At 74.1% G+C, this 24,905-nt stretch carries 25 protein-coding genes; 12 read left to right on the top strand and 13 right to left on the bottom strand.

Annotated features, from left to right (window positions below; all coding sequences use genetic code 11):
• Window positions 1-15: 15 nt before the first annotated feature.
• From IH44_RS0118605 to glnA, 3 genes are all read right to left on the bottom strand, one after another.
• Window positions 16-1,029: an HNH endonuclease gene (locus tag IH44_RS0118605; RefSeq protein WP_030460733.1), complete on the bottom strand. Its 1,014-nt coding sequence runs from the start codon at window positions 1,027-1,029 to the stop codon at window positions 16-18.
• 67 nt (window positions 1,030-1,096) lie between these two features.
• Complete coding sequence (locus IH44_RS0118600; RefSeq protein ID WP_030460732.1) at window positions 1,097-1,519, bottom strand: hypothetical protein; 423 nt, start codon at window positions 1,517-1,519, stop codon at window positions 1,097-1,099.
• 151 nt (window positions 1,520-1,670) lie between these two features.
• Window positions 1,671-3,032 carry a type I glutamate--ammonia ligase gene (gene glnA, locus IH44_RS0118595; RefSeq protein ID WP_014135480.1) on the bottom strand — a complete coding sequence of 454 codons (1,362 nt, stop codon included), beginning with the start codon at window positions 3,030-3,032 and terminating at the stop codon, window positions 1,671-1,673.
• Between the two features lie 230 nt (window positions 3,033-3,262).
• Here glnA and IH44_RS0118590 point away from each other — a divergent pair, with 230 nt between their 5' ends.
• Complete coding sequence (locus tag IH44_RS0118590; RefSeq protein WP_030460731.1) at window positions 3,263-5,008, top strand: NAD+ synthase; 1,746 nt, start codon at window positions 3,263-3,265, stop codon at window positions 5,006-5,008.
• 172 nt (window positions 5,009-5,180) lie between these two features.
• A complete protein-coding gene (locus tag IH44_RS0118585; RefSeq protein ID WP_030460730.1) occupies window positions 5,181-5,960 on the top strand; it encodes a putative protein N(5)-glutamine methyltransferase in 780 nt (259 codons plus the stop codon).
• 9 nt (window positions 5,961-5,969) lie between these two features.
• Here the strand turns inward: IH44_RS0118585 and IH44_RS0118580 are convergent, their stop codons facing one another.
• From IH44_RS0118580 to IH44_RS0118570, 3 genes are all read right to left on the bottom strand, one after another.
• Window positions 5,970-6,974 carry an endonuclease/exonuclease/phosphatase family protein gene (locus tag IH44_RS0118580; protein ID WP_030460729.1) on the bottom strand — a complete coding sequence of 335 codons (1,005 nt, stop codon included), beginning with the start codon at window positions 6,972-6,974 and terminating at the stop codon, window positions 5,970-5,972.
• Window positions 6,975-7,154: 180 nt separating this feature from the next.
• Window positions 7,155-7,817: a TetR/AcrR family transcriptional regulator gene (locus IH44_RS0118575; RefSeq protein ID WP_030460728.1), complete on the bottom strand. Its 663-nt coding sequence runs from the start codon at window positions 7,815-7,817 to the stop codon at window positions 7,155-7,157.
• A gap of 23 nt (window positions 7,818-7,840) precedes the next feature.
• On the bottom strand, window positions 7,841-9,457 hold the full coding sequence (locus IH44_RS0118570) for an MFS transporter (protein WP_030460727.1): 1,617 nt from the start codon (window positions 9,455-9,457) through the stop codon (window positions 7,841-7,843).
• 260 nt (window positions 9,458-9,717) lie between these two features.
• Here IH44_RS0118570 and panB point away from each other — a divergent pair, with 260 nt between their 5' ends.
• Both panB and IH44_RS41160 read left to right on the top strand, forming a co-directional pair.
• The gene (gene panB / locus IH44_RS0118565) at window positions 9,718-10,593 is read left to right on the top strand and encodes a 3-methyl-2-oxobutanoate hydroxymethyltransferase (RefSeq protein ID WP_030460726.1); all 876 of its coding nucleotides are present in this window, start codon (window positions 9,718-9,720) and stop codon (window positions 10,591-10,593) included.
• 305 nt (window positions 10,594-10,898) lie between these two features.
• Window positions 10,899-11,336 (top strand): hypothetical protein, encoded by a 438-nt coding sequence (locus IH44_RS41160; RefSeq protein WP_051817044.1) that lies wholly within the window; start codon window positions 10,899-10,901, stop codon window positions 11,334-11,336.
• 26 nt (window positions 11,337-11,362) lie between these two features.
• Here IH44_RS41160 and IH44_RS0118555 read toward each other — a convergent pair whose 3' ends face one another.
• On the bottom strand, window positions 11,363-11,767 hold the full coding sequence (locus IH44_RS0118555) for a tautomerase family protein (RefSeq protein ID WP_030460725.1): 405 nt from the start codon (window positions 11,765-11,767) through the stop codon (window positions 11,363-11,365).
• Between the two features lie 104 nt (window positions 11,768-11,871).
• Between IH44_RS0118555 and IH44_RS0118550 the strand changes: the two genes are divergently transcribed.
• The 3 genes from IH44_RS0118550 to IH44_RS0118540 all read left to right on the top strand — a co-directional run bounded on the left by IH44_RS0118550 (window position 11,872) and on the right by IH44_RS0118540 (window position 14,106).
• Window positions 11,872-12,201, top strand: a complete 330-nt coding sequence (locus IH44_RS0118550) for a helix-turn-helix transcriptional regulator (protein WP_035955575.1) — start codon at window positions 11,872-11,874, stop codon at window positions 12,199-12,201.
• Between the two features lie 100 nt (window positions 12,202-12,301).
• On the top strand, window positions 12,302-13,282 hold the full coding sequence (locus IH44_RS0118545; protein WP_030460723.1) for a daunorubicin resistance protein DrrA family ABC transporter ATP-binding protein: 981 nt from the start codon (window positions 12,302-12,304) through the stop codon (window positions 13,280-13,282).
• Window positions 13,279-14,106 (top strand): ABC transporter permease, encoded by an 828-nt coding sequence (locus IH44_RS0118540; RefSeq protein WP_030460722.1) that lies wholly within the window; start codon window positions 13,279-13,281, stop codon window positions 14,104-14,106. The genes IH44_RS0118545 and IH44_RS0118540 overlap by 4 nt, the downstream gene beginning before the upstream one ends.
• Before the next feature lie 7 nt (window positions 14,107-14,113).
• Here IH44_RS0118540 and IH44_RS0118535 read toward each other — a convergent pair whose 3' ends face one another.
• Window positions 14,114-17,458, bottom strand: a complete 3,345-nt coding sequence (locus tag IH44_RS0118535; RefSeq protein WP_030460721.1) for a BTAD domain-containing putative transcriptional regulator — start codon at window positions 17,456-17,458, stop codon at window positions 14,114-14,116.
• Window positions 17,459-17,646: 188 nt separating this feature from the next.
• Here IH44_RS0118535 and IH44_RS0118530 point away from each other — a divergent pair, with 188 nt between their 5' ends.
• Window positions 17,647-18,456, top strand: a complete 810-nt coding sequence (locus tag IH44_RS0118530) for a site-2 protease family protein (RefSeq protein ID WP_030460720.1) — start codon at window positions 17,647-17,649, stop codon at window positions 18,454-18,456.
• A 34-nt stretch (window positions 18,457-18,490) separates the two neighbouring features.
• On the opposite strand, the gene IH44_RS0118525 is transcribed toward IH44_RS0118530, so the two are convergent.
• Both IH44_RS0118525 and npdG read right to left on the bottom strand, forming a co-directional pair.
• Window positions 18,491-18,679, bottom strand: coding sequence for a hypothetical protein (locus tag IH44_RS0118525; protein WP_030460719.1), 189 nt, complete (start codon window positions 18,677-18,679; stop codon window positions 18,491-18,493).
• Between the two features lie 131 nt (window positions 18,680-18,810).
• On the bottom strand, window positions 18,811-19,512 hold the full coding sequence (npdG, locus tag IH44_RS0118520) for an NADPH-dependent F420 reductase (protein WP_030460718.1): 702 nt from the start codon (window positions 19,510-19,512) through the stop codon (window positions 18,811-18,813).
• 47 nt (window positions 19,513-19,559) lie between these two features.
• On the opposite strand from npdG, the gene IH44_RS0118515 reads away from it, so the two are divergent.
• A complete protein-coding gene (locus tag IH44_RS0118515; protein ID WP_030460717.1) occupies window positions 19,560-20,138 on the top strand; it encodes a hypothetical protein in 579 nt (192 codons plus the stop codon).
• Window positions 20,139-20,219: 81 nt separating this feature from the next.
• Window positions 20,220-21,524, top strand: coding sequence for an MFS transporter (locus IH44_RS0118510; protein WP_030460716.1), 1,305 nt, complete (start codon window positions 20,220-20,222; stop codon window positions 21,522-21,524).
• 7 nt (window positions 21,525-21,531) lie between these two features.
• Here the strand turns inward: IH44_RS0118510 and IH44_RS0118505 are convergent, their stop codons facing one another.
• On the bottom strand, window positions 21,532-21,756 hold the full coding sequence (locus tag IH44_RS0118505) for a hypothetical protein (protein ID WP_030460715.1): 225 nt from the start codon (window positions 21,754-21,756) through the stop codon (window positions 21,532-21,534).
• A 116-nt stretch (window positions 21,757-21,872) separates the two neighbouring features.
• Between IH44_RS0118505 and map the strand changes: the two genes are divergently transcribed.
• Entirely contained in the window at window positions 21,873-22,718 is an 846-nt protein-coding gene (gene map / locus IH44_RS0118500; RefSeq protein ID WP_030460714.1) for a type I methionyl aminopeptidase, read from the top strand.
• Between the two features lie 30 nt (window positions 22,719-22,748).
• On the opposite strand, the gene IH44_RS0118495 is transcribed toward map, so the two are convergent.
• Entirely contained in the window at window positions 22,749-23,447 is a 699-nt protein-coding gene (locus tag IH44_RS0118495) for a bifunctional DNA primase/polymerase (RefSeq protein ID WP_030460713.1), read from the bottom strand.
• A 415-nt stretch (window positions 23,448-23,862) separates the two neighbouring features.
• On the opposite strand from IH44_RS0118495, the gene IH44_RS0118490 reads away from it, so the two are divergent.
• On the top strand, window positions 23,863-24,078 hold the full coding sequence (locus tag IH44_RS0118490; RefSeq protein WP_051817043.1) for a hypothetical protein: 216 nt from the start codon (window positions 23,863-23,865) through the stop codon (window positions 24,076-24,078).
• A gap of 25 nt (window positions 24,079-24,103) precedes the next feature.
• Here the strand turns inward: IH44_RS0118490 and IH44_RS44320 are convergent, their stop codons facing one another.
• Window positions 24,104-24,784 carry a PadR family transcriptional regulator gene (locus IH44_RS44320; RefSeq protein ID WP_081966960.1) on the bottom strand — a complete coding sequence of 227 codons (681 nt, stop codon included), beginning with the start codon at window positions 24,782-24,784 and terminating at the stop codon, window positions 24,104-24,106.
• Window positions 24,785-24,905 lie beyond the last annotated feature (121 nt).

Genomic DNA, 24,905 nt, shown 5'->3' with positions numbered 1-24,905 from the left:
ACTGCCGAAGGACCGCTACCCGGCCCCGCCGGACCCGGTGCCCCGCCGCCCCTCGACGGCCTCCCGCAGCTCCGCAGGCGTGGGCCACGGGGCCTTCCGGTGGATCATCCGGTGGCAGTTGGCGCAGATCAGCGCGAGATCGGCGAGCTTCGTCGTCCCCTCACCCGCCACGTGCAGGGGCACCACGTGGTGGCACTCGACGTAACCCGCGCCGCGTTCCCCGTACACGGCCTGGTAGTCGAACCCGCAGACCTCACAGGCCAGGGTGCCGCCCTTCCCCAGCACCGAGTCGATCTTCTTCTGCCGGAGTTTCCGGTCCCGCTCCCTGGCCTGGTGCCGGCGCATGAGCAGCCGCCCCTCCGGCGCCTCGTACTCCTCGTCCGGCTCCCCGTCCGCCGGAGTTCCGGCCAGGGCCTCCCCCGTAGCCAGCTGCGCCCGGATGAGCCGTGCGGCCTGCGCCATCTCCTCCGGCCGTTCGAGGAACTCGCGCAGCACCCTCCGGTCGGTCGCGCCGCCCTTGGCCGCCCTGCCCTCGTGATCGGGATGCCCGGTCGCTATGTCGGCGGTCTTGCGGGCGACGTTGCTGCGGTCCCTGAACTTCGCGCCCCGCACGTCCTCCCCGTGGAACGGGAGCAGTTGGAGCAGCTCCGACAGTTCCTGGACCTTCTGGTCGTCGGCGTCGAGTTGGTGCCAGCCGTTCGATGCCACGAGGTCGCAGGCGAGGATCACCTCGTCCCAGACCCAGTCCGGGTTCTTGACCTCCTTGACCGTGAAGCCCAGGCCCCTCAGCCAAGCGGCCGCGTGGTCCTTGCCGCCGCTGAAACCGTCAGCGGGCAGCGCCTCGCCCTGCGCCCACTTGTGGGCGACCCCCGCGATGGCCTTCGAGTCGTACTCCCTGCCCTCGTGCACCAGGACGTAGGACTGCGCCTTGCGGAAGCCGTAATGGGACAGGAACTCCTCACGCCCCATGTCATCGTGCTCTTCGATGGCTTTCAGCACGGACTCTTCGGTGATCTCTCCTCGCCGCATGGCACGAGGGTACGGCTCGCCTCCGACCGCGAGGCGACCGGATCCGCCCGCCCGGCGGCTCCCGGCGCTAAGCCCGGCGCCACGGCTCGGCGAACACCCGGTAGAAGTAGGGCAGGTTGTCCTCGGGGCCGTTGTCCATCCGCTTGAACACCTTCCCGATCGGGTTGCACACCTGCCCGCTCGGCAGCTGCACCACCAGCGGGAAGCCGAACATCGGGACCTCCTCGCCGCCCACCTCCCGCCAGGAGGCGCCGCCCTGGCGGACCATCACCTCGCCGACGTAGCAGCCGAATCCGAACAGCGTCTCGCCGACCTGGCCGCTGTCGATCCCGCTGCCCCGGAAGTCCTCGATGATCTCGTCGACGGCGGCCAGGCTCCCCACCGAGTAGTCCAGCTGCACCCCGCTGACCTGCGCCGCCGACGTCACGATGTCCGCCGCGAACCGCCCGGCGTTCACCGCCTGGGGCGCGTACCTCAGCCGCAGTTCCATCTGCCCTCCCATCCTCCGGGTCACCGGTCCAGGGGTCTCCTTCCCCCTGCCCCACCCCGTACCCAACACGAAACCGGGCCCCGATGGAAAACCGCCGGGCCCCGGCCGGACTCCCGCTCCCCGGCCGGGGCCTGACGGATCGTCACCGTGCTTACAGCACCTGCAGCACCTTGCGGAGCTCGAACGGCGTGACCTCCGAGCGGTACTCCTCCCACTCCTGGCGCTTGTTGCGCAGGAAGAAGTCGAAGACGTGCTCGCCCAGCGTCTCGGCGACGAGTTCGCTGCGCTGCATGAGGTCGATGGCCTCGCCGAGGTTCTGGGGCATGGGCTGGATGCCGAGGGCGCGGCGTTCGGCGTCGGTGAGGGCCCAGACGTCGTCGTCGGCGCCGGGGGGGAGTTCGAGGTTGTCCTCGATGCCCTTGAGGCCGGCGGCGAGGGTGACGGCGTAGGCGAGGTAGGGGTTGCAGCCGGTGTCGAGGGAGCGGACCTCGATGCGGGTGGAGCCCTGCTTGCCGGGCTTGTACATGGGGACGCGGATGAGCGCGGAGCGGTTGTTGTGGCCCCAGCAGATGTAGGAGGGGGCTTCGCCGCCGGCGCCGGCGGTGCGCTGGGAGCCGCCCCAGATGCGCTTGTAGGAGTTGACCCACTGGTTGGTGACGGCGGCGGTCTCGGCGGCGTACTTGAGCAGGCCGGCGATGAAGGAGCGGCCGACCTTGGAGAGCTGGTACTCGGCGCCGGACTCGTGGAAGGCGTTGCGGTCGCCCTCGAAGAGGGAGACGTGGGTGTGCATGCCGGAGCCGGGGAAGTGCGAGAACGGCTTGGGCATGAAGCTGGCGTGGACGCCCTGTTCGAGGGCGACCTCCTTCATGACCAGGCGGAAGGTCATGATGTTGTCCGCGGTGGAGAGCGCGTCGGCGTAGCGCAGGTCGATCTCCTGCTGGCCGGGGGCGCCCTCGTGGTGGCTGAACTCGACCGAGATGCCCATGGATTCGAGCATGGTGATGGCCTGGCGGCGGAAGTCGTGGCCGATGCCGCGCGGGGTGTGGTCGAAGTAGCCGGACTGGTCGGCGGGGGTCGGCGGGGTGCCGTCGCCGGGTAGGTCCTTGAGCAGGAAGAACTCGATCTCGGGGTGGGTGTAGAAGGTGAAGCCGAGGTTGGAGGCCTTCTCCAGGGTGCGCTTGAGGACGTAGCGCGGGTCGGCGTAGGAGGGCGAGCCGTCGGGCATCAGGATGTCGCAGAACATCCGGGCGGTGCCGGGGTTCTCGGAGCGCCACGGCAGTATCTGGAAGGTGGTCGGGTCCGGCTTGGCGATCATGTCGGATTCGTAGACCCGGGCGAAGCCCTCGATCGCCGAGCCGTCGAAGCCGATGCCTTCCTCGAAGGCCTGTTCCAGTTCGGCCGGGGCCACCGCCACGGACTTGAGGAACCCGAGCACGTCGGTGAACCACAGCCGGACGAACCGGATGTCACGCTCTTCGAGCGTGCGAAGCACGAACTCCTGCTGCTTGCCCATGGGGACAGTCTCACCTCTGCTCTTTACGCCCGTGTTACGCCGCCCGCACCGGCCGGCCGGCCCGGCGAAGACCTCGCCCTGACCGCGTCGCCACCCATCATGGCGGATCCGGGCCCGCTTGCCGATCCCGGGCGGGCAGCGGGGCGAACCTGGGTGCCGGCTGGGTGTCCGGCGTGCCGACGGGGGTACCCCCGCGACATAGCGTCAGTTAGACGATTACACTCGGGGGCATGCCGAATCTGCGTCTCGCCCTGTGCCAGATCGACCCCTGGGTCGGTGACCTCGCCCGCAACAGCGAGGAGGTGCTGCGCTGGTCGAAGCGGGCCGCCGAGTCCGGCGCCGACCTGATCGCCTTCCCCGAGATGGTGCTCACCGGGTACCCGGTGGAGGACCTGGCCTTCCGCGGCTCCTTCGTCGAGGGCTCCCGCGCCGCGCTGGTCGACCTGGCGGCGAAGCTGCAGGCCGAGGGCCTGGGCGACACCCCGGTGGTGGTCGGCTACCTGGGCCGCGGCGAGCCGGGCACCCGGTACGCCGGCAAGCCGCAGAACTGCGCGGCGGTGCTGCGCGGCGGCGCGGTGGTGACCAGGTTCGCCAAGCACTTCCTGCCGAACTACGGCGTGTTCGACGAGTACCGGTACTTCGTGCCGGGCGACCAGCTGACGGTGCTGCGGCTGCACGGCGTGGACGTCGCGCTGGCGATCTGCGAGGACATCTGGCAGGAGGGCGGCCGGGTCGCCGCCACCGGCCAGGCCGGCGCGGGCCTGCTGCTGTCGGTCAACGGCTCGCCCTACGAGCGCGACAAGGACGACGTCCGGCTGGAGCTGGTCAAGCGCCGGGCCGCCGAGGCGGGCTGCCCGCTGGTGTACCTGAACATGGTCGGCGCGCAGGACGAGCTGGTCTTCGACGGCGAGTCGATGGTGGTCACCGAGGGCGGCGAACTGCTGGCCCGCGGACCGCAGTTCGAGGAGGCGCTGCTGGTCGTCGACCTCGACCTGCCGGCCGCGAACGAGGACGGCCTGCCGGACGGCACGGTGCTCGCCGACGGCCTGAAGCTGACCAGGGTCGACCTGGGCGGCGCGCCGAAGGAGCGGCCCGCGCAGCCGCTGGAGCCGCAGGTCTCCGAGCGGCTGGACGACGAGGCCGAGGTGTACGCGGCGCTGGTCGAGGGCACCCGGGCGTACGTCCGCAAGAACGGCGCGCGCTCGGTGCTGATCGGCCTGTCCGGCGGCATCGACTCGGCGCTGGTCGCGGCGATCGCGGTGGACGCGATCGGCGCGGAGCACGTGTACGGCGTCTCGATGCCCTCGCGCTACTCCTCGCAGCACTCCCGGGACGACGCGGCCGAGCTGGCCCGCCGCACCGGCCTGCACTTCCGCACGGTCTCGATCGCCCCGATGTTCGACGCCTACATGGGCGCCGCCGAGCTGACCGGCCTGGCCGAGGAGAACCTGCAGTCGCGGATGCGCGGCACCCTGCTGATGGCGATCTCCAACCAGGAGGGGCAGCTGGTCCTGGCGCCGGGCAACAAGAGCGAACTGGCGGTCGGCTACTCGACGCTGTACGGCGACTCGGTGGGCGCCTACGGGCCGATCAAGGACGTGTACAAGACGCTGATCTTCAAGCTGGCCCGCTGGCGCAACGCGGCGGCCGAGGCCCGCGGCGAGGTGCCGCCGATCCCGGAGAACACCATCTCCAAGCCGCCGTCCGCCGAGCTGCGGCCGGACCAGAAGGACACCGACTCGCTGCCCGACTACGACCTGCTGGACGCCGTGCTGGCCCGGTACGTGGAGGGCGACGAGGGCCGGGACGCGATCGTGGCCGCCGGATTCCCGGCCGAGGTGGTGGACCGGGTGGTGCGGCTGGTCGACACCGCCGAGTACAAGCGGCGGCAGTACCCGCCGGGCCCGAAGGTCTCGCCGAAGAACTTCGGCCGCGACCGCCGGCTGCCCATCACCAACCGCTGGCGGCAGGGCTGACAGTGCGGGGCGGACGGGTTAGGGTGAGCGCCGCAGCACGCGTCCGGTCATGGCGGGCGCGCCGGACCGAGGAGGTGGGAGAGATCACCGTGCAGGTCGTCGAGGTGCTCCCCCGCCGCCGGGTCGCGGCCTGACCGGACGGGGAGCCCGCCAGGCTCTTCGAGAGGTCCCCGTGTCACTCCCCCCAGCCCTGCTCACCGACCGGCTGCGCGCCGCCGGGTGCGTCTTCGCCGAGGACGAGGCCCGGCTGCTGCTGGCCGCCGCCACCGACCCCGCGCAACTCGATCGGATGCTCGAACTCCGTTGCGCGGGGCACCCGTTGGAACAGGTGGTGGGCTTCGCCGAGTTCGCCGGACTGCGCATCGCGCTCGCCCCCGGGGTGTTCGTGCCGCGCCGGCGCAGCGAGTTCCTGGTCGAGCGGGCCGCCGCGCTGGGCCGCCCCGGCGCGGTGCTGCTCGACCTGTGCTGCGGCTCCGGCGCGATCGGCGCCGCGCTGGCCGCCCGGCTCGGCCCGGACACCGTCCTGCACGCCGCGGACGTCGACCCGGCCGCGGTGGCCTGCGCCCGCCGCAACCTGGCCCCGTACGGCGGCCTGGTCCACCTCGGCGACCTGGACGCCCCGCTGCCGCCCGCCCTGCGCGGCCGGGTCGACCTGCTGCTGGCCAACGCCCCGTACGTGCCGACCGGGGAGATCCCGCTGCTGCCGCCCGAGGCCCGCGACCACGAGCCCGCGACGGCCCTGGACGGCGGCGCCGACGGCCTGGCCGTCCAGCGCCGGGTCGCGGCCGCCGCCCCCCGCTGGCTGGCCCCCGGCGGCCGCCTGCTGATCGAGACCAGCGGACGCCAGGCCCCGGCGACCGCCGCCCTGCTGGCCGGGCAGGGCCTCGAAGCGCACACGGAGCAGGACGAGGAGCGGGACGCCACCGTGGTGATCGGCGTCCGGGCCCGGTAGGGGCAGGGCCTAGTAGCGGTAGTCGGCGGCCACCGCGAGGTGGTCGCTGGCGTCCGCCGGGAGGGTGCGGGAGTCGGTGGGGACCAGGCCGCCCTTGCTGAGGATCTGGTCGATCCGGGCGGTCGGGAAGGAGGCCGGCCAGGAGAAGCCGAAGCCGTCGCCGGCCGCGCCCTGGGCGGAGCGCAACTGCGAGGTGATCGGGGCCAGGCTGCGGTCGTTCATGGTGCCGTTGAGGTCGCCGAGCAGCAGCACCTTGCGCAGCGGCTCGTGCTCGATCGCGTCGCCGAGGGCCTGCGCGCTGACGTCGCGCCGCCCGGCCGTGAAGCCGCTGTCGAACTTGACCCGGACCGAGGGCAGGTGGGCGACGTACACCGCCAGCGGGCCCTTGGGGGTGCTGACCCGGGCGCGGAAGGCCCTGGTCCAGCCCATCTTGAGGTCGACCACGGAGACCTCGTCGATCGGGTAGCCGGACCACAGCCCGACGGTGCCCTCCACCACGTGGTACGGGAAGGCGGCGGCCAGCCCCTCGGCGTACACCGGGGCGGCGGACGCGGACAGCTCCTCCAGCGCGACGATCTCGGCGCCGGAGCCGGCGAGCATCCGGATGGTGCCCTGCGGGTCGTCGTTGGCGGCGGCCACGTTGTGGGTGAGCACGGTGAAGTCGCCGGGGCCGCTGCTCTTGTCGACCAGCAGCGCGCCGAACAGGTTCAGCCAGACCGCGCCGGGCAGCAGCGCGGCGACCACCGCCATCCCGGCCCGCCGCCACAGCGCGAGCCCGAGCAGCACCGGGACGGCCAGCCCCAGCCAGGGCAGGAAGGTCTCCAGCAGGCTGCCCAGGTTGCCGACCGCGTTGGGCACCTGGGCGTGGCACACCAGCAGGAGGGTGACCAGCAGGCCGAGCACGGTGAGCGGCCACCCGCGGCGCCAAGCGAACCAGCGGCGCAGCCCCTCCCACCGGGCCGCGGCCCGCTCGTCCGACGCCGTCGCCACCGCCGGGCCGTCCGCCCGCACCATCGCCCGCTCCTCACCGCCGCACCGGCCGGCCGCGCCGCCGACGGCGGCCCCGACCTGCCCCGATCCGATCCGATTCCCGGATCAGCCTATGACGGGATGGACGCGGCGAAGTGCCCGGAAAGTTCCGGTCCTGCGCCGGACGGGGCCGGCGGCGGCGGTGGCGGGGCGGCTGCGGGGCGGTCAGTGCGCGGGGGACGGGGCCGGGCGGGCGCCGATGCCCTGGAGCGCGGCGTCGACCATCTGGCGGGGCAGGTCCGGGTCCTCCAGCGGGGAGTCGTCCCACAGCACGGTGCGCACCAGGATCGGGCCGATCAGCAGCTCGCAGAGCAGCTCGACGTCCAGGTCGGCGCGCAGTTCCCCGGCGTCGACGCCGCGCCGGACGATCTGGCGGACCATCTCGCGGCGGGGCTGCACCACCCGCTCCTGGTAGGTGTGCTTGAGCTCCGGCCAGGTGTTCATCTGCCCCAGCGCGGACTTGACGATCCAGCGGGAGCGCTTGATCAGGCCGCGCCGGCGCATGTAGTCGACGGCGTTGATCAGGTCGTCCCGGTAGGTCGGGCCGAGCAGCGGGGGCAGCGGCTCCTCCAGCCGGGCCACCACGTCCACCAGCAGGGCCTCCTTGTTGGGCCAGCGCCGGTAGATGGTGGCCTTGCCGACGCCGGCCTCGGCGGCGATCCGCTCGATCGACAGCTCGGACAGGCCGGTGCCGTCCTCCATCAGCTGTTCCACCGCGCGGTAGATCGCCTGCTCGGCGGCCTCGCTGCGCGGGCGGCCCCGCCGCGGAGCGTCCTGCTCCGCGGCGGGGCCGTGGCACGGCTGGAGCGGAGTTTCGGCGCTCGTCATGGCCCTATTCTCCACCCTCGCGATCAGACCTTGGCTGCACTCGCGCCGGAGCCGCTGCGGTCCTGCGGGCCGGGGGCCGGGGCGCCCGGGCCGCCGGGGGCGGCGACCTTGCCGGGCAGCAGGAGCAGCGCCAGCACCGCGCCGAGCACGGTGACGCCGGCCGAGACGCCGGAGACCACGTGCATGGCGTGGATGAAGGCGTCCTTGGCCGGGTCGACCAGGGCGGGCAGGTGGAGCTTCTCGGCGACGCCGAGGGTGGACTCGATGGACTCGCCGGCCCGGTCGCGGACCTGCTCGGGCACCGCGGCCAGGTGGTCGTCCATGCCGTTGCGGTAGACCGTCGACAGCAGCGCGCCGAGCACCGCGATGCCGAGCGAGCCGCCGACCTGGCGGAAGGTGTTGTTCAGGGCGGAGCCGGCGCCGGCCTTCTCGCGCGGCAGCGCGCCCATGATGGCGACCGTCACCGGCGGCATCACGTGCGCCATGCCGGTGCCCATCACGAAGCCGAGCACGATCAGCAGCCAGATCGGGCTGGTGGCGGTGAGGAAGGCGTAGCCGAGGAAGCCGACGGTGACCAGCAGCATGCCGCCCGCGCAGGTGGCGCGGATGCCGAAGCGGTCGACCACGAACCGGGCCCGCGGCGCGAAGACCAGCTGGGCGACGGCCAGCGGCAGCATCAGCTCGCCGGCCTCCAGGGCGCTGTAGCCGCGCACGCTCTGGATGTAGAAGACGCCGAAGAACGAGACGCCCATCAGCGCGAAGAACACGATGCCGACCACGCCGATCGAGGCCGAGAACACCTTGTTGCGGAACCAGGTGACGTCCAGCGCCGGGTACCGGGTGCGCTTCTCGAACAGCACGAAGGCGACCAGCGCGAGCACGCCGACCAGGGTCGGGATCCAGGCCTTCGGGTCGGTGAAGTCGGCCAGTTCGCCGCCCTTGATGATGCCGTAGATCAGCGCCACCAGGCCGACGATGGACAGCAGCACGCCGACCGGGTCGAGCTTGCCGGGGTTGGGGTCCTTGGAGTCGGGGACGAGCCAGCCCATCAGGCCGAGCGCCACGACGACGATCGGGACGTTGACCAGGAAGACCGAGCCCCACCAGAAGTGCTCGATCAGCAGGCCGCCGGTGATCGGGCCGATGGCGATGGCCAGGCCGACCGCGCCGGCCCAGATGCCGATCGCCTTGGGCTGCTCGTGCCGCTCGAAGACGTTCATGATGATGGCCAGCGTGGCGGGCATCACGAAGGCGCCGCCGAGGCCCATCACCGCGCGGTAGCCGATCAGTTCGCCCGGGCTGGCGGCCAGCGCGGACAGCAGCGAGCCGAGGCCGAAGACCAGCATGCCGGCCAGCAGCGTCCACTTGCGGCCGAACCGGTCGCCGAGCAGGCCCGCGGTGAACAGCAGGCCCGCGAAGACCAGCGTGTAGGAGTTGATCGCCCATTCCAGGTCGCTCTGGCTCGCGCCGAGGCCGACCGGGGCGGGGGTGGCGATGGTCTTCATCGCCACGTTGAGGATCGAGTTGTCGAGGACGACGACGAGCAGGGCGAGCACCAGGGTGCCCAGGATCCACCAGCGTCGGCGGTGTACGGCTTCCGGCACCCGGGATACCGGGGCAGCGGCGGTCGGCGAGGTCATACGGACAGCCTAGACCCCTTTCCAATACGAGACGGTCTCGTATCGGTACTCCGAGGTCAAGGAAGAGTAAAGACTTCCCCAAGCGCCCGCACCGCCCGCCGACCCGCCCCGCCGGCCCCGCCGGCCCGTCCGCCGCCGGGCGCGGCCGGACACGACCGGGCTCCCGACTCTTTGCGCACGGCCCGCGGCGTGCAAGCATGGAGCCAGATCCGGGGACGCCGCACGGCGCCACGAGACGACACACACTTGGAGTCTGTTCGATGAACGCCTCTCCGCTTCAGCCTGCCCAGACGCAGGACGCCCCCGCCGGCACCACCCTCTACGGCGGCGTCACCAGCCGCCGGGTGACCGTCCGGGACCTCGCCAAGGCCAAGCGCAACGGCGAGCGCTGGGCGATGCTCACCGCCTACGACGCCCTCACCGCCGGAGTCTTCGACGAGGCCGGCATCCCGGTCCTGCTGGTCGGCGACTCCGCGGGCAACTGCCACCTCGGCTACGAGACCACCGTGCCGGTGACCATGGACCAGATGGTGATGCTCTCCGCCGCCGTGGTCCGCGGCACCAAGCGCGCCCTCGTCGTCGGCGACCTGCCGTTCGGCTCCTACCAGGAGTCCCCCGCCCAGGCCCTGCACAACGCCGCCCGCCTGATGAAGGAGGCCGGCGTCCAGGCCGTCAAGCTGGAGGGCGGCGAGCGCAGCGCCCGCACCATCGAACTGCTCGTCGACGCCGGCATCCCGGTGATGGCCCACATCGGCCTCACCCCGCAGTCCGTGCACGCCTTCGGCGGCTACCCCGTCCAGGGCCGCGGCGACGAGGCCGCCCACCGGCTGCTGCGCGACGCCAAGGCCGTCCAGCAGGCCGGTGCCTTCGCCGTCGTCCTGGAGGCCGTCCCGGCCGAGCTGGCCGCGCAGGTCACCGAGCACTCCGCGATCCCCACCGTCGGCATCGGCGGCGGCCCCGGCACCGACGCGCAGGTCCTGGTCTGGACCGACTTCGCCGGCATGACGGCCGGCCGCGTCCCCAAGTTCGTCAAGCAGTACGCGAACCTCCGCGCGACGCTCGCCCAGGCCGCGACCGAGTTCGCCGCCGACGTCCGCGAGGGCACCTTCCCCGGCCCGGAGCACAGCTTCAGCTAGCGCCCGTGCACGCCCGTCCGCCCGCCCCTCCCCCGGGGGCGGACGGACGGGCGTACTCGGCCGGGAGCAGGGGGAGTTGCTCCCGCCGGAGGACGCCCGGGCGGGGCGGGCGGGGGAGGCCGGGGTCCGTCCGTGACCCGCGGGCCGAGCGAGGTGCGCACGTCCCCGTCCGCCGGACCGACGACAGCCCGGAAGGCCGGCGACCGCGGCGCCGGGCGGCCGGCCGGAACGGGCCGGCGGCCGTCCCCGCGGGCCCGGCACGGCACGCTGGCGGTGCACGTGGTCGCCTCGGCCGGCCGGCCCTGATGCTGTGCCTGCTCACCCTCGCGGTGCGGGCGCTGCCGACGGACGACGCCGGCACGGCGCGGACCGCCTACCGGGCGATGGCGGTGCCGGGCGACGCGCCGGTCGTCCCGCTGAGCCCGACCAGCCTGGCGAGCGGGGTGGCGCTGGCGCTCGGCACCCGGTGGGGGCTGTTCCGGTTCCGCCGGGTCGCCGTCAAGTTCTGGCTGACGCCGGCGGCGACGGCGGCCTCGGTCCTCGCGCTCACCGCCCGGCTGCACGAGGCGGCGCGGGCGGCCGAGCGGCACCCGACGGGCTCCGTCCCGGCCGTGGAGCCGGGGTTCCTGCGCTACCACCTGGTGATCGTCCCCACCGTGGCCCTGCTGCTCCACCTGGCCGACGTGGTGCTGTCGGTGTTCAAGCCGTGGGGCCGGCGGCCGGAGCGGCGCCCCGCGCGCTGACGCCGCCCTCCGCGGGCCGGCCGGTCTCAGCCCGCGGTGCCCGCGACCGGGCCGAGGGCGAGCAGTTGGGCCTCGCCGTTGCCGACCGACCAGTCCTCGACGGTGTTCTCGGTCAGGGTGACGTGGACGTCCTCGGGCCGGACGCCGACGGCCGCGAGGTTCGCCGCGATCCGCCGGAACAGCTCCACCTTGAGCGGCCGGGGACGGCCCGCCACCAGGGTGATCTGCACGTACACCACGTCCAGCCGCCGGATGCCGAGGTGGTCGGCGTCGAAGACCAGCTCGTCGGCGGGGTGGACGGTGAGCAGTTGGAAGCGGTCGCCCGCCGGGATGCCGACGACGGCGACCAGGGCGTCGTGGACGCCGTCGGCGATGGCCCGGCGGAGGTCGGCGGGACGGGAGTCGGCGAGGTCGATGCGCACCAAGGGCACGGCTGCTCCTGAAGGGGTGGGGTGGTACGGCGGCTGGATGTTCGACGCGGATCGAACACCCGAACTGTACGATGGTTGTCGAACACCCGGCAAGGAGGAGCGCGATGCCCGCACGCGGCACGGAACCGGCACCCGCCGACCCGGACCTGGTCCCCCTGCAGGCGGCCCTGGACGCGCTCGCCGACCCGGTGCGCCGCCTCATCGTCCGCGCCCTGGCCGCGGCCCCCGACTGGACGCACGCCTGCGGCTCCATCGACCTGCCCGTGTCCAAGGCCACCCGGACCCACCACTTCACGGCGCTGCGCGCCGTCGGCCTGCTGGAGCAGCGCGACGAGGGCGCCCGGCGCCTGAACCGGCTGCGCCGCGCGGAGTTCGACCGGCGCTTCCCCGGCCTGCTCGCCCTGGTCCTGGCCGAGGAGCCCGCCGAGCGCTGACGGCGGCTCACCGCCGGCAGTCTCCCCGTCAGCCCGCCGTCATCCCCCCTGACAGCGGGCTGACAGCGCCGTGACAGCCGCCCCCGGCACGGTGGTTGCCATGACACGAATCGAGCGGAACGCCGTGGAGGTCCACGGCATCGTGAAGCACTACGGGGAGACGAAGGCCCTGGACGGGGTCGACCTGACGGTGCGCGAGGGGACGGTGCTCGGGCTGCTCGGGCCGAACGGCGCCGGGAAGACCACCCTGGTGCGGGTGCTGTCGACGCTGATCAAGCCGGATGCGGGCAGCGCGTTCGTCGGCGGCTACGACGTGCTGCGCCAGCCCAAGCAGCTGCGCCGCACCATCGGCCTGACCGGCCAGTACGCCTCGGTGGACGAGCTGCTGTCGGGCTACGAGAACCTCTACCTGATCGGGCGCCTGCTCGACCTCTCGGCGAAGGACGCCAAGGCCCGCGCCGCCGAGCTGCTGGAGCGCTTCTCGCTCACCGACGCGGCCAAGCGGCCCGCCAAGGGCTACTCGGGCGGCATGCGCCGCCGGCTCGACCTCGCCGCCTCGATGATCGGCCGCCCGAAGGTGCTCTACCTGGACGAGCCCACCACCGGCCTGGACCCGCGCACCCGCAACGAGGTGTGGGACGAGGTGCAGCGGATGGTCGGCGAGGGCTCGACCGTGCTGCTGACCACCCAGTACATGGAGGAGGCCGAGCAGCTCGCGCACGCCCTGACCGTGATCGACAAGGGCCGGGTGATCGCCAACGGCGGCATCGAGGAGCTGAAGAAGCAGGTCGGCGGGCAGAGCCTGCAGGTGCGGCCCGCCGACCCGGCCCAACTCCCGGAGATGGCGCGGGCGTTGCAGGAGTCCGGCATCCCGGCCACCTTCTCCGCCGAGTCCGCCCTGCTCTCGGTGCACCTGACCGACGAGCACCAGCTGACCGCCGTGATCGGGGTGCTGGGCACCCGCGGCTTCGGGGTGGCCGGCATCGGCACCGAGCTGCCCAGCCTGGACGAGGTGTTCCTGACCATCACCGGCAAGTCCGCCGTCCCCGCCCGGAACCGTGACAAGGAGCCCGTCGCATGAGCACCGCCACCCTGACCCCCGCGCCCGCCGCGGCCCCCGCCGGCGCCGACGACACCCGGATCGGCCTGCGCGGCAACCTGCGCCACCTGGGCGCGCTGACCCGCCGGAACCTGATGCGGATCAAGGCCGACCCGGAGTCGATGCTGGACGCGCTGCTGGTCCCGGTCATCATGATCGTGCTGTTCGTCTACGTGTTCGGCGGCGCGATGGCCGGCGACCAGCACACGTACATGCAGTACATGGTGCCCGGCCTGCTCGGCACCACCGGCCTGAACCTGGCGATGGCGCTCGGCACCGGCCTGAACACCGACTTCCAGACCGGCGTGATGGACCGCTTCCGCACCCTGCCGATCGGGCGCTCCGCGGTGCTGCTGTCCAAGATGATCGCCGAGACGCTGCGCGCGGTGGTCGCCTTCGCGGTGCTGATCGGCTTCTCGATGGTCCTCGGCCTGGACGTCGCGGGCGGGCCGCTGAAGCTGCTGGCCGCGGTCGGCCTGTCGCTGCTGTTCGGCTCCTCGCTGATGTGGGTGTCGATGCTGCTGGGCATGTCGCTGCGCAGCGCCCAGGCGGTGCAGGGCATGTCGATGCTGGTGATGATGCCGCTGCAGTTCGGCAGCTCGATCTTCGCCAAGCCGACCAGCATGCCGGGCTGGCTGGAGGCGTTCACCCGGCACAACCCGCTCTCCGCGCTGGCCGACGCCTGCCGGGCGCTGATCAACGACCAGCCGGTCGGCAACTCGGTGCTGACGGTGCTGCTCTGGGCCGCGGGGATCACCGCGGTGACCGCGCCGCTCGCGGTGGCCCGCTTCCGCAAGCGCACCTGACGGTGGGTCAGGCGGCCCCGGCGCGGAACGGGCCGGGATCGTTCAGCAGGGCGGACGCCTCGCGCAGGGTGAGGCGTCCGCCCTCCTCGTACGCGGCCAGGTACGCGTCCGCCCCGAGCAGTTCGCGGGCCGCGGCGGCGCACCGGGCGTGCTCGCTGCGCTCCATGAACGAGCCGGGCATGCCGCTGATGCCCTCGTGGGCGCCGAGCAGGGCGGCGGCGCGGCGGGCCGCGGCGGGCTCGCCGTACGCCCGGGCGTACTCGACCAGGGCGCCGGCCAGCGGGGTCATCAGCATCATCGCCATGTGCTCGACGAAGATGGTGGGGCCGCCCTCGACCTCGGTCATGGTGCGGCGGCCGGCCCGCATCAGCTCCAGGCCGGCGGCCGGGTCGCCGGAGCGGGCCACCACCCAGCCGCGGATGCAGCCGACGATGCCGGCGAACACCGAGGGGACGGGTCCGCGCGCGCCGGGGTCGGCGGGCAGCTCGTCGAGCACGGCCAGCGCCTCGGCGTACTCGCCGCGGCGCACCGCCAGGTTGCACAGCACCAGCCGCCCGTACATCCGGGCGCCCTCGGCGTCGGTGTGCTCCCCGGAGGCGTCGGCGACCGCCTCGCGGACCATCCGCTCGCCGGCCTCCGGGTCCCGTTCGGCCAGCACCTCGCCGAGCCGGGCCCGCAGCATCGGGACCTCCTGGTGCGCGCCGAGCTGGGTGGAGAGCTCGATGGCCTGCCGGAAGGCCGCCTCGGCCTCGGCGGCGTCGCCGGACTTGGTGGCGTTCTCGGCCTTGCCGGAGAGCGCGTCGGACATGCCCCAGCGGTCGCCCTGCGCGGTGTAGAGGGCGAGCGCCTCCTCGCTGTCGGCGATCGCCTGGTCCAGCCCGCCGGCCAGGTCGTTGAGCAGCCGGGCCCGCAGCTGCAGGGCGAACGCCAGGTCGAGCGGGTCGCCGTGCACCCGGGCGCCGGCCACCGCGTCGTCCATCACCTCGCGGGTGCGCTCCATCTCGCCGGTGAGGAAGACGGTGAAGATCCGGGCGAGCACCGGCTGCCGGTAGGACTGCGGCAGGTCGGGGGTGTAGGCGGCCAGGATGCGTTCGGCGGTGTCCAGCGCGCCCGAGCTGTGCAGCATGCTCATGTCCCCGGAGAACAGGCTGATCAGCCGGAGCAGGCCGAGCTGGCGGCGGGCCTCGTCGAGCAGGTCGGGCGGCATCGGCAGCGGGGCGTCCAGCGGGTTGGCGGTGAGCGGGACGGGCGGCGGGGCGCCGTCGGCGTACGGGTCGGGGCCGAGCGCGGAGACCGCCTCGTACCAGGTGCGGGACTCGGTGCGGTAGTCGCGCAGCATCCAGTAGCCGGCCATCGACAGCACCAGGGCCAGGCCCTCCTGCTCCTGGCCGGTGTCGACGGCGCGGCGCAGCGCGGCCCGCAGGTTCTCCTGCTCGCGGTCGAAGCGGGCGAGCTCGTCGAGCTGGCCCGGGCCGTGCAGGTTCAGGTGGGCGGTGCGGGCGAGCTCCCGGTAGTGCCGGGTGTGCCGGTCGGCGGTGTCGGGTTCGGCGGCCTCGGCGAGGCGTTCGGCGGCGTACTCGTGGATGGTCTCCAGCATCCAGTAGCGGGGCTGCTCGCCCAGCCCGGCCACCAGCAGGGACTTGTCGACCAGCGAGAGCAGCAGGTCGGCGACCTCCTCGCGGCGCACCAGCGCGCCGTCGGCGACGACCTGTTCGGCGGCCTCCAGGGTGCAGCCGCCGGCGAACACCGACAGCCGGCGCAGCACGGCGCGCTCGCGCTTGCCGAGCAGGTCCCAGGACCAGTCGACGACGGCGCGCAGGGTCTGCTGGCGGGGCAGCAGGGTGCGGGAGCCCGCGGTGAGCAGGGCGAACCGGGAGTCGAGGCGGTCGGCGAGCTGGCGGGGGGTGAGACCGCGCAGCCGGGCGGCGGCGAGTTCGATGGCCAGCGGCAGGCCGTCGAGGCGGCGGCACAGCTCGGCGCAGGCCGCCGGGTCCTGGTCGGTGCGGAAGCCGGGGCGGGCGGCGGCGCCGCGCTCGGCGAGCAGGCGCAGCGCGGACGGGTCGGGCAGCGGCTCGACCGGCAGCACGCTCTCGCCGGGGACGCCGAGCGGTTCGCGGCTGGTGGCGAGCACGGTGACGCCGGGGCAGTCGGCGAGCAGCCGGTCGGCGAGGTCGGCGGCGGCCTGGACGACGTGCTCGCAGTTGTCGAGCAGCAGCAGGACGCGGCGGCGGCCGAGGTGGTCGACGAGCCGGGAGACCGGGTCCTTGCGGCCGCCCTCGATCGCCTCGGCGACGGCGCCGCCGGTGTGCAGCACGGTCTCGCGCAGGCCGAGCGCGGAGGCGACCGCGTCGGGGACGGCGGCCGGGTCCTCCAGCGGGGCGAGCTCGATCTGCCAGACGCCGCCGGGCCAGCGGGCGGCGTCCTGCTCGATCCGGCCGGCCTCGACCGAGAGCCGGGTCTTGCCGGAGCCGCCGGGGCCGGTCAGGGTGGTGAGCCGGCCGGCCGTCAGGGCGTCGGCCACGGTGGCGAGTTCGCCGTCCCGGCCGACGAAGCTGGTCCGGCCGGGGCGCAGGTTGCCGGTGGCGGGGGCGGCGGCCGGGGGCGCGGGAGCGGGGGCCGAGGCGGGTGCCGGGGGCGCGTCGGCGGTGAGCAACTCCCGGTGCAGGGCGCGCAGTTCGGGGCCCGGGTCGGTGCCGAGCTCCTCGGCCAGGGTGCGCCGGACCTCCTCGTAGCGGCCGAGCGCCTCGGCGGTGCGGCCGGCCGCCCGCAGGGCGCGCAGCTGGAGGGCCTGGAGCTGCTCGTCGAAGGGGTGGTCGCGGCAGAGTTCGGCGAGTTCGGCGGTGACCTCGGCGGTGCGGCCGAGGGCGAGGTCGGCGGTCAGCCGGTGCCGGCGGGCCTCGGCGCGCTGGGACTCCAGCCGGGCGGCGGGGGCGGTGCGGTCGGGCAGGTCGGCGAGCGCGGGGCCGCGCCACAGCGCGAGCGCGGCGGTGAGCTGCTCGGCGGCGGCGGCCGGGTCGCCGCCCTGCAGGGCGCGGGCGCCCTCGGCGGAGCGCTGCTGGAACTCGGCGACGTCGGTGCGCGGGTCGGTCAGCCAGTACCCGGCGGGCCCGGAGCCGATCTCGGCCCGGCCGACGGTGCGGCGCAGCCGGCCGACCAGGGTCTGCAGCGCGGCGGCGGCGTCCTGCGGCGGCTCGTCGGCCCACACCTCGTCGGCGAGCAGTTCGGCGGGCACGGGGCGGCCCTGGCGCAGGGCGAGCGCGGCCAGCAGGGCGCGCAGCCGGGCGCCGCCGAGCGCGACCGGGGTGCCGTCGTCGTGGTGGGCGGTGGTGGTGCCGAGGATGCCGTAGTGCACCCGCCCATTCTGGGGGACGCGCCACCGCCCCGGGGCGCACACCCGTGCGAAGGCCCCCGCCGGGCGCGGCCGGGGCGGCGGAACGTCCGCCCGCTCCCGTACGTTCACCCGGGGCCGCTTGTCCGGCGCCCCCGGTCGGCGGCATGATCGGACGCCCGTCCCGCCACCACCTCCGGAGCCCTTCCACCATGACGTACGCCAGTACCGGCCAGCGCAGCGCGGAGCACCGGGTCAGCCCGATCTTCCTGGCGCTGGCCGGCATCTTCCTCGCCTCCGGCGCCGCGCTGGCCGCGGGCTGGGGCAACGACCGGCTGGGCGTGTTCCTGTTCGTGGTGGCGGGCTGGATGGTCTCGCTCTGCCTGCACGAGTACGCGCACGCCCGCACCGCGCTGGCGGGCGGCGACATCACGGTCGGCACCAAGGGCTACCTGACGCTGAACCCGCTGAAGTACGGGCACGTGGTGCTGAGCTTCGTGCTGCCGGTGGTCTTCGTGATCATGGGCGGGATCGGCCTGCCCGGCGGCGCGGTGTACATCGAGCGGGGCCGGATCTCGGGCCGACTCAAGCACAGCCTGATCTCGGCGGCCGGACCGCTGGTGAACGTGGCGTTCGGCGTGGTGACGCTGCTGCTGGTGGGCCAGGGCTGGTTCGACGACCCGGAGGTGCCGTCCACCGCGGGCGGCATCGACTACGCGCTCTCGCCGCTGCCGGCCGCGCTGGGCTTCCTGGCCTACCTGCAGGTCACCGCGGCGATCCTGAACCTGCTGCCGGTGCCCGGCCTGGACGGCTACGGCATCGTCGAGCCCTGGCTGTCGGACAAGGTCCGCCGCGCGATCGCCCCGTACGCGCCGTACGGGATGCTGCTGCTGTTCGCGCTGGTGTGGCAGAGCCAGGTCGGGCAGTGGCTGCAGCAGGCGTCGCTGCACGTCTTCGACCTGTTCGGGGTCGACCCGGTCTACCCGGCGCTCGGCGACCACCTGTTCCGGTTCTGGCAGTAGCCGTCCCGGGCCGGACCGCGGCGGCCGGGGCGGCTCAGCCCTGGCCCGCGGCGGCGCGGCGCTCGGCGCGGTCCTTGCGGAGGTAGTACCAGGCGATGTTGCTGGCCACGCCGGCCATCAGGATCCACACCACGCCGAGCCAGTTGCCCTTCATGAAGGAGACCACCGCGGCGGTCACCGCCAGGACGAGGACGGTCAGGGCGTACAGGGCGTTGCGGGGCATGGCGGGGGCTCCTCGGGGCGGTGGTGTGCCCGGCCATTCTCGCCGACCGAACGGGGCCGCCGGGGCCGGGGGTGGGGCACCCGGGGGCGCGCGCCGGGAGCGCGGGGCGGACCGCGGCGCGCGCCGGGCGCTCACACGTCGGTGATCCGCAGCCCCGCGTGGGCCTTGTAGCGGCGGTTGACCGAGATCAGGTTGGCGACCAGCGACTCCACCTGGTGGGCGTTGCGCAGCCGCCCGGCGAAGACGCCGCGCATGCCGGGGATCCGGGAGGCCAGCGCCTGCACGGTGTCGGTGGCGGCCCGGTCCTCGCCGAGCACCATCACGTCGGTGTCGATCCGCTCCACGGCCTCGTCCTGCAGCAGCACCGCCGACAGGTGGTGGAAGGCCGCGGTGACGGTGGAGTCCGGCAGCAGCGCGGCGGCCTGCTGGGCGGCCGAGCCCTCGGGAACCTGCAGCGGGTAGGCGCCCTGCTTGTCGAAGCCCAGCGGGTTGACGCAGTCGACCACGATCTTCCCGGCGAGTTCGGCGCGCAGCCCGGCCAGCGTCTCGGCGTGGCCATCCCACGGCACCGCGACGATCACCACGTCGGCGGCCGCGGCGCAGGCCGCGTTGTCGGCGCCGCGCACGCCCCGGCCCAGTTCGGCGGCGCAGGACTCGGCGCGCTCGGCGCTGCGGGAGCCGACCACCACCTGCTGTCCGGCCCTGGCGAACCGGTAGGCGAGACCGCGGCCCTGGTCGCCGGTGCCACCGAGGATCCCCACCACGAGGTGGGAGACGTCGGGCAGGTTCCGGCCCGGTCCGGCCGTCGCGTTCACTGAATCGGGTTGCGTCATGCCGAAGATCCTGCCAAACCGGCCGCCGGAGCAGCATGCTGTCGCGCATGGACGCGGTGAGAGTTTCCGCACTCCGGCAGTCGCTGGCCGGCACCGGCTGGCCCGAACGGGCGGGCGCCTTCGCCGCCGCGCTGCGCGGCTCGGTGACCAGGCGCAGCGCGAGCGGCCTGCTGCTGGTGGGCACCCCCCGCTACGAGCCGTGGCACCTGGCGGCGCACCTGAGCGACGAGGCCGCCTACGGCGGGCTGCCGGAGCTGGCCCCGACCCTGCTGCGGCACGCCGTCCCGACCGGCGCCCCGGAGCACCTGGCCTGCGGCCTGCCCCGGCTCGCGGAGGCGCGCGCCGGCGCGACGGTGCTCCTGGTGGCGCCCGGCCCGGCCGACGCGCCGCTGCTGGAGCGGCTGGACGGTGCCCGCCGGGCCGGGGCGGTGCTGCTCGCCCTGGACGACGGCGACCCGGAGCTGACCGACCTGGCCCACGAGCGGCTCACCGTCCCCGGCGCCGCCGAGGAACCGTTCGAGCTGGTCCAGCACCTGGTCAGCTCGGCCGCCTCGGCGGCCCCGCCGCGCTCCCGGCTGGCCCGGCTGACCGAACGCCTGACCGCCTCCCCCGTGCTGCGCTGGTAGCCCCCGCCCGGCCGGGGGCCGCCCCGGCCGGGCGGAAAACCGCTTGCCCCGGCCCGTCCCGGGCGCGCAGCATCTGGCCATGTGACCCGTACCGCTCCGCTGCTGCGCAGAATCCTTCCGGACCTCACGCCCTGGCGTGCCTCCCGGGACTTCCGGCTGCTCTGGGTCTCGGGGTGCGTGACGGGCTTCGGCAGCTTCCTGTCGTTCGTGGCGCTGCCGATCCAGATCAAGGAGCTGACCGGCTCGACCTTCGCGGTGGGCCTGGTCGGCGCGTGCGAGCTGGTGCCGCTGGTGGTGTTCGGCCTGTGGGGCGGCGCCCTGGCGGACGCACTGGACCGGCGCCGCCTGGTGCTGCTCAGCGAGGCCGGGCTGGCCCTGCTGTCGGCGCTGATGCTGGCCAACGCGCTGCTGCCGCACCCGATGCTGTGGCCGATCTACCTGGTCGCGGCCCTGGTCGCGGCGCTGGACGGCCTGCAGCGCCCGGCGCTGGACTCGATGGTGCCCCGGGTGGTGGCGCACGACCAGCTGCCCGCCGCGTTCGCCCTCAACTCGCTGTACCGCAACGTCGCCTCGGTGGCCGGCCCGCCGCTGGCGGGCGTGGTGGTCGCGGTGGCCGGGGCCCGCAGCGCCTACGCGCTGGACCTGCTGACCTTCCTGGTCTCGCTGGCGCTGATCTCCCGGATGCGCCCGGTGCCGCCCGCCGAGAGCGCCGGGGCCCCGTCGCTGCGCAGCATCGGGCAGGGCCTGGCGTACGCCTGGAGCCGCAAGGACCTGCTGGGCACCTACGCGATCGACGTGGTGGCGATGCTGTTCGCCTACCCGGTGGCGCTGTACCCGTTCCTGGCCTCGTCGCTGGACGCCGAGTGGGCGCTGGGCCTGCTGTACGGGGCGACGGCGGCCGGGGCGCTGCTGGTGGCCGCGACCGGCGGCTGGACGGCCCGGGTGCACCGGCACGGGCGGATGCTGCTGTTCGCGGCGCTCGGCTGGGGCGGCGCGATGACGCTGGCCGGGCTGGCCGGGAACATCTGGCTGGTGCTGCTGTTCCTGGCGGTGGCCGGCGGGGCGGACCAGATCAGCGGGGTGGCCCGGTCGACGATCTGGAACCAGTCCATCCCCGACGAACTGCGCGGGCGGCTCGCCGGGGTGGAGCTGCTCTCGTACTCGGTGGGCCCGCAGCTGGGCCAGGTCCGGGCCGGCGGGATGGCGGCGCTGGCCGGGGTGCGCGGCTCGATCTGGGCCGGCGGGCTGCTGTGCGTGGCGGGCGTGCTGGCGCTGACCGCGGCGATCCCCAAGCTGCTGGCCTGGGACTCGCGCACCGACCCGCACGCGCTGGCGGTGCGGGCCCAGCACGAGCGCCAGGCCGCGGGCGTCTCCGTGGGGTCCTGAGCCGCCGTCAGTTCCCCCCGCGGGGCTCCTCGTCGTTCCAGCGCGGGTCGTCCCGCCACTCCTGGTTGCGCTCGGCGGCGGTCTCCAGGGCGTGCGCGGCCTCCTCCCGGCTGGCGTACGGGCCGAGCCGGTCCTTGGCCGGGCACTCCGGGCCCTCCTCGACCTTGCCGTGCTTGATGCAGTAGAACCACTCCCCCGGCTGCCCGGTGGGCTTGCTGCGGCCGAACACCATCGTCTGCGTCTCCCGTCCTGTGCTGGGTACCGCGGCGGTCACCGGTGATCCTTCCCGCTGCCCCGCCCCGTACGCGACCCGGGGCCGGGCGGGCGGCGGCCGATACACTCGCCGTCATGGCTCTGGTACCCGGCACGCTGTCCCCCACCCGCAAGGTCCCCGCGCACATCGCGCGTCCGGAGTACGTCGGCAAGCCCGCGCCGACGCCGTACACCGGCCCCGAGGTGCAGGACGCCGAGACGATCGAGAAGATGCGGATCGCCGGGCGGATCGCCGCGCGGGCGATGGCCGAGGCGGCGAAGCTGATCGCCCCCGGCACCACCACCGACGAGCTGGACGCCGTCGCCCACGCGTACATGTGCGACCACGGCGCGTACCCGTCGGACCTCGGCTACCGGGGCTTCCCGAAGTCGATCTGCACCTCGGTCAACGAGGTGATCTGCCACGGCATCCCGGACTCGACCGTGCTGCAGGACGGCGACATCGTCAACATCGACGCCACCGCGTTCATCCACGGTGTGCACGGCGACCTGAACGCCACCTACCTGTGCGGCGAGGTGGACGAGGAGTCCCGGCTGCTGGTCGAGCGCACCGAGGAGTCGCTGAACCGGGCGATCAAGGCGGTCCGGCCGGGCCGGCAGATCAACGTGATCGGCCGGGTGATCGAGTCGTACGCCAAGCGGTTCGGCTACGGGGTGGTGCGCGACTTCACCGGCCACGGCATCAACACCTCGTTCCACTCCGGCCTGATCGTCCCGCACTACGACAGCGAGCGGGCCACCGAGGTGATCAAGCCCGGGATGACCTTCACCATCGAGCCGATGCTCACCCTGGGCACCTACGACTACGAGGTCTGGCCGGACGGCTGGACGGTGGTCACCAAGGACCGCAAGCGCACCGCCCAGTTCGAGCACACCCTGCTGGTCACCGCGGACGGCGCGGAGATCCTCACGCTGCCCTGACGGCCCGTCACCCCGCACCACGGCGGCGGTTCAGCCGATCAGCCACTGCTCCTGGGCCACCGCACCGACCTCGGTGCAGGCGTCGGTCAGCACGTCCAGCACCCGCAGCGGGTCCGGCAGCGCGAGCTCGGGGCCGCGCAGCCAGCGCACCTCGGAGCCGTCCGGCAGCGCGGCCGGCGGGACGAGGGTGTACGAGCCGCGGCAGTGCCAGCGCAGGCCGGGGTGCTCGGAGACGGTGTCGGGGGTGGAGTCCAGCGCGCTGGTCCACCACTCGTCCTCGTCCTGCGGGGTGCCGCGGGTCGCGGTGAAGAACAGGTACCGGTCGGCGCCGACCGCCGCCACCGGGCCGACCGCGCCGAGCGCCTCCAGCCGCTGCAGGGCGAGCACGCCCGCCTCGGCCGGCACGTCCAGCACGTCGTGCGCGCGGCCGGTCGCGGTGACGAAGTTCGCCTCCGGGTCCCGGGACAGCCAGCGCGCCAACTGCTCGGCGTCGGTGGTGGCCTGGGACTGCCAGGCGAAGGAGAGCGGGTGCTGGGCCGGGGCCGGGCAGCCGACCCGGTCGCACGAGCACCGGTACCCGGCCGGGTGCGCCGCGGGCGCCACCGGGAACCCCGCCCTGGCCGCCCCCAGCAACAGGTCCAGCCTCGCGGCCGCGTCCCCGCCGGCGGGCCCCGGGCGTTCCCGCCGCTCCCGCCGCCACCAGGACGTCCACCTGCTGCTGGTTTCCATCTGGCCCCTTCCGCACGCACCTGCCTGAGCTGCCGTGCCAGGTACGGCACGGCCACCGACGCAACAACCGACGCCAACGCACGGAGCCGCCCGCTGCTTCCCGAGGGGTGCACCGCGCGCGGGGGCGTCCTGCCGCCGGCCGGGCCGGGGTCTCCGGGCGGCCGACGTCCGGGGTCGGGTACGGGGGACGAGAGTCGCGCCCGCCGGGCGGGCGCACCACGGCGCGCCCCACCCGGCCCGTACGGGCCCGCGGACCCGGGGTGGACCCCGGGGGCGTACGTAGCAGGATAAGGCTCCCGGAGCCCTCCGGATGACCGGGGGCGTGCCGTCCCCGTCACACCCGCTCCACACCCCCGTCCCGGAACGGACACACCCGCCCGCTCCGCCCCGGCCGCGCCGCGCCTACCCTGGTCGGGTGAAGAGCGCCGACACCGAGTTCTCCGGGGGCCCGCTGGACGGCCGGGTCCTGCCGGTCCTGCTGGGCATGATGCACAGCGTCCCCAAGGTCTACCGGGTACCCGTCCCCGCGCACGGGGACACCCCGGCGACCGTCCTGGTCTACCGCCGCGCCAAGGAGTACGGGCCCAAGGGGCGCTACCGCTGGCGCTACGAGTACGACGCCGACGCCTGACCGGCCGTCAGCCCCTCCTCGGGGCTCAGTCCTCCTCGGCCAGGATCAGGTACAGCTTCTTCTTCGCCTCGGCCAGCACCGCGAGGCCCTTGGTCCGCTGCTCCTCGGTGCCGGTCGTCATGACCTGCCGCACCGCGTGGTCCACCGCCGCGAGCGCGGCGCCGACCTCCTGCACGGCCTCCCAGTCGTCCCGCCGGCCGGCCTCGTCCCACGGGGACGGGCTGTTCTGCTCGGCCTCGGCCCGGCCCTGCTCGGTCAGTTCGAACAGCTTCTTGCCGGACTCCTCGTTGGCCTTGACCAGCCCCTCCTCCTCCAGCAGCTGGAGCGTCGGGTAGACCGACCCGGGACTGGGGCGCCAGACCCCGCCGGTCCGCTCACCGATCTCGGTGATCATCTCGTAGCCGTGCATGGGGCGCTCCCGCAGCAGCGCGAGCAGCGAGGCCCGCACGTCACCGCGCCTGGCCCGCCCGCCCCGCCGCCCGCCCCCGTGCCCCCGCGGACCGTGCCCGCCGAACCCCCGGCCGCGCGGCCCGAACCCCGGCCCGAACGGCGGCATCGGCCGCCCCGGCGCCCCGAACGGCCCGAACGCCGCCCGCCCCTCGAACTCGTCGACACCCTCACCGGGCACCCCCGCACGCCCCGGCCGCCCCGGGCCCTCGGCCCAACGACGCCGGCCTTCTCCACCGAATCGCTTGTCGTACCGCATGACGAACACCTGTCTTCCCAGAGGAATGGACGCTCCACTCAACGAAGCATCTCGATACCTCGACGATATATCGTTAACTATCGGATGGCAATGCCGTTCCGACAGTCGGCCGACGGGGACG

This window comes from Kitasatospora sp. NRRL B-11411 (assembly GCF_000721345.1).
Lineage (GTDB): Bacteria > Actinomycetota > Actinomycetes > Streptomycetales > Streptomycetaceae > Kitasatospora > Kitasatospora cineracea.
This window is presented reverse-complemented; position numbering and strand designations above follow the sequence as displayed.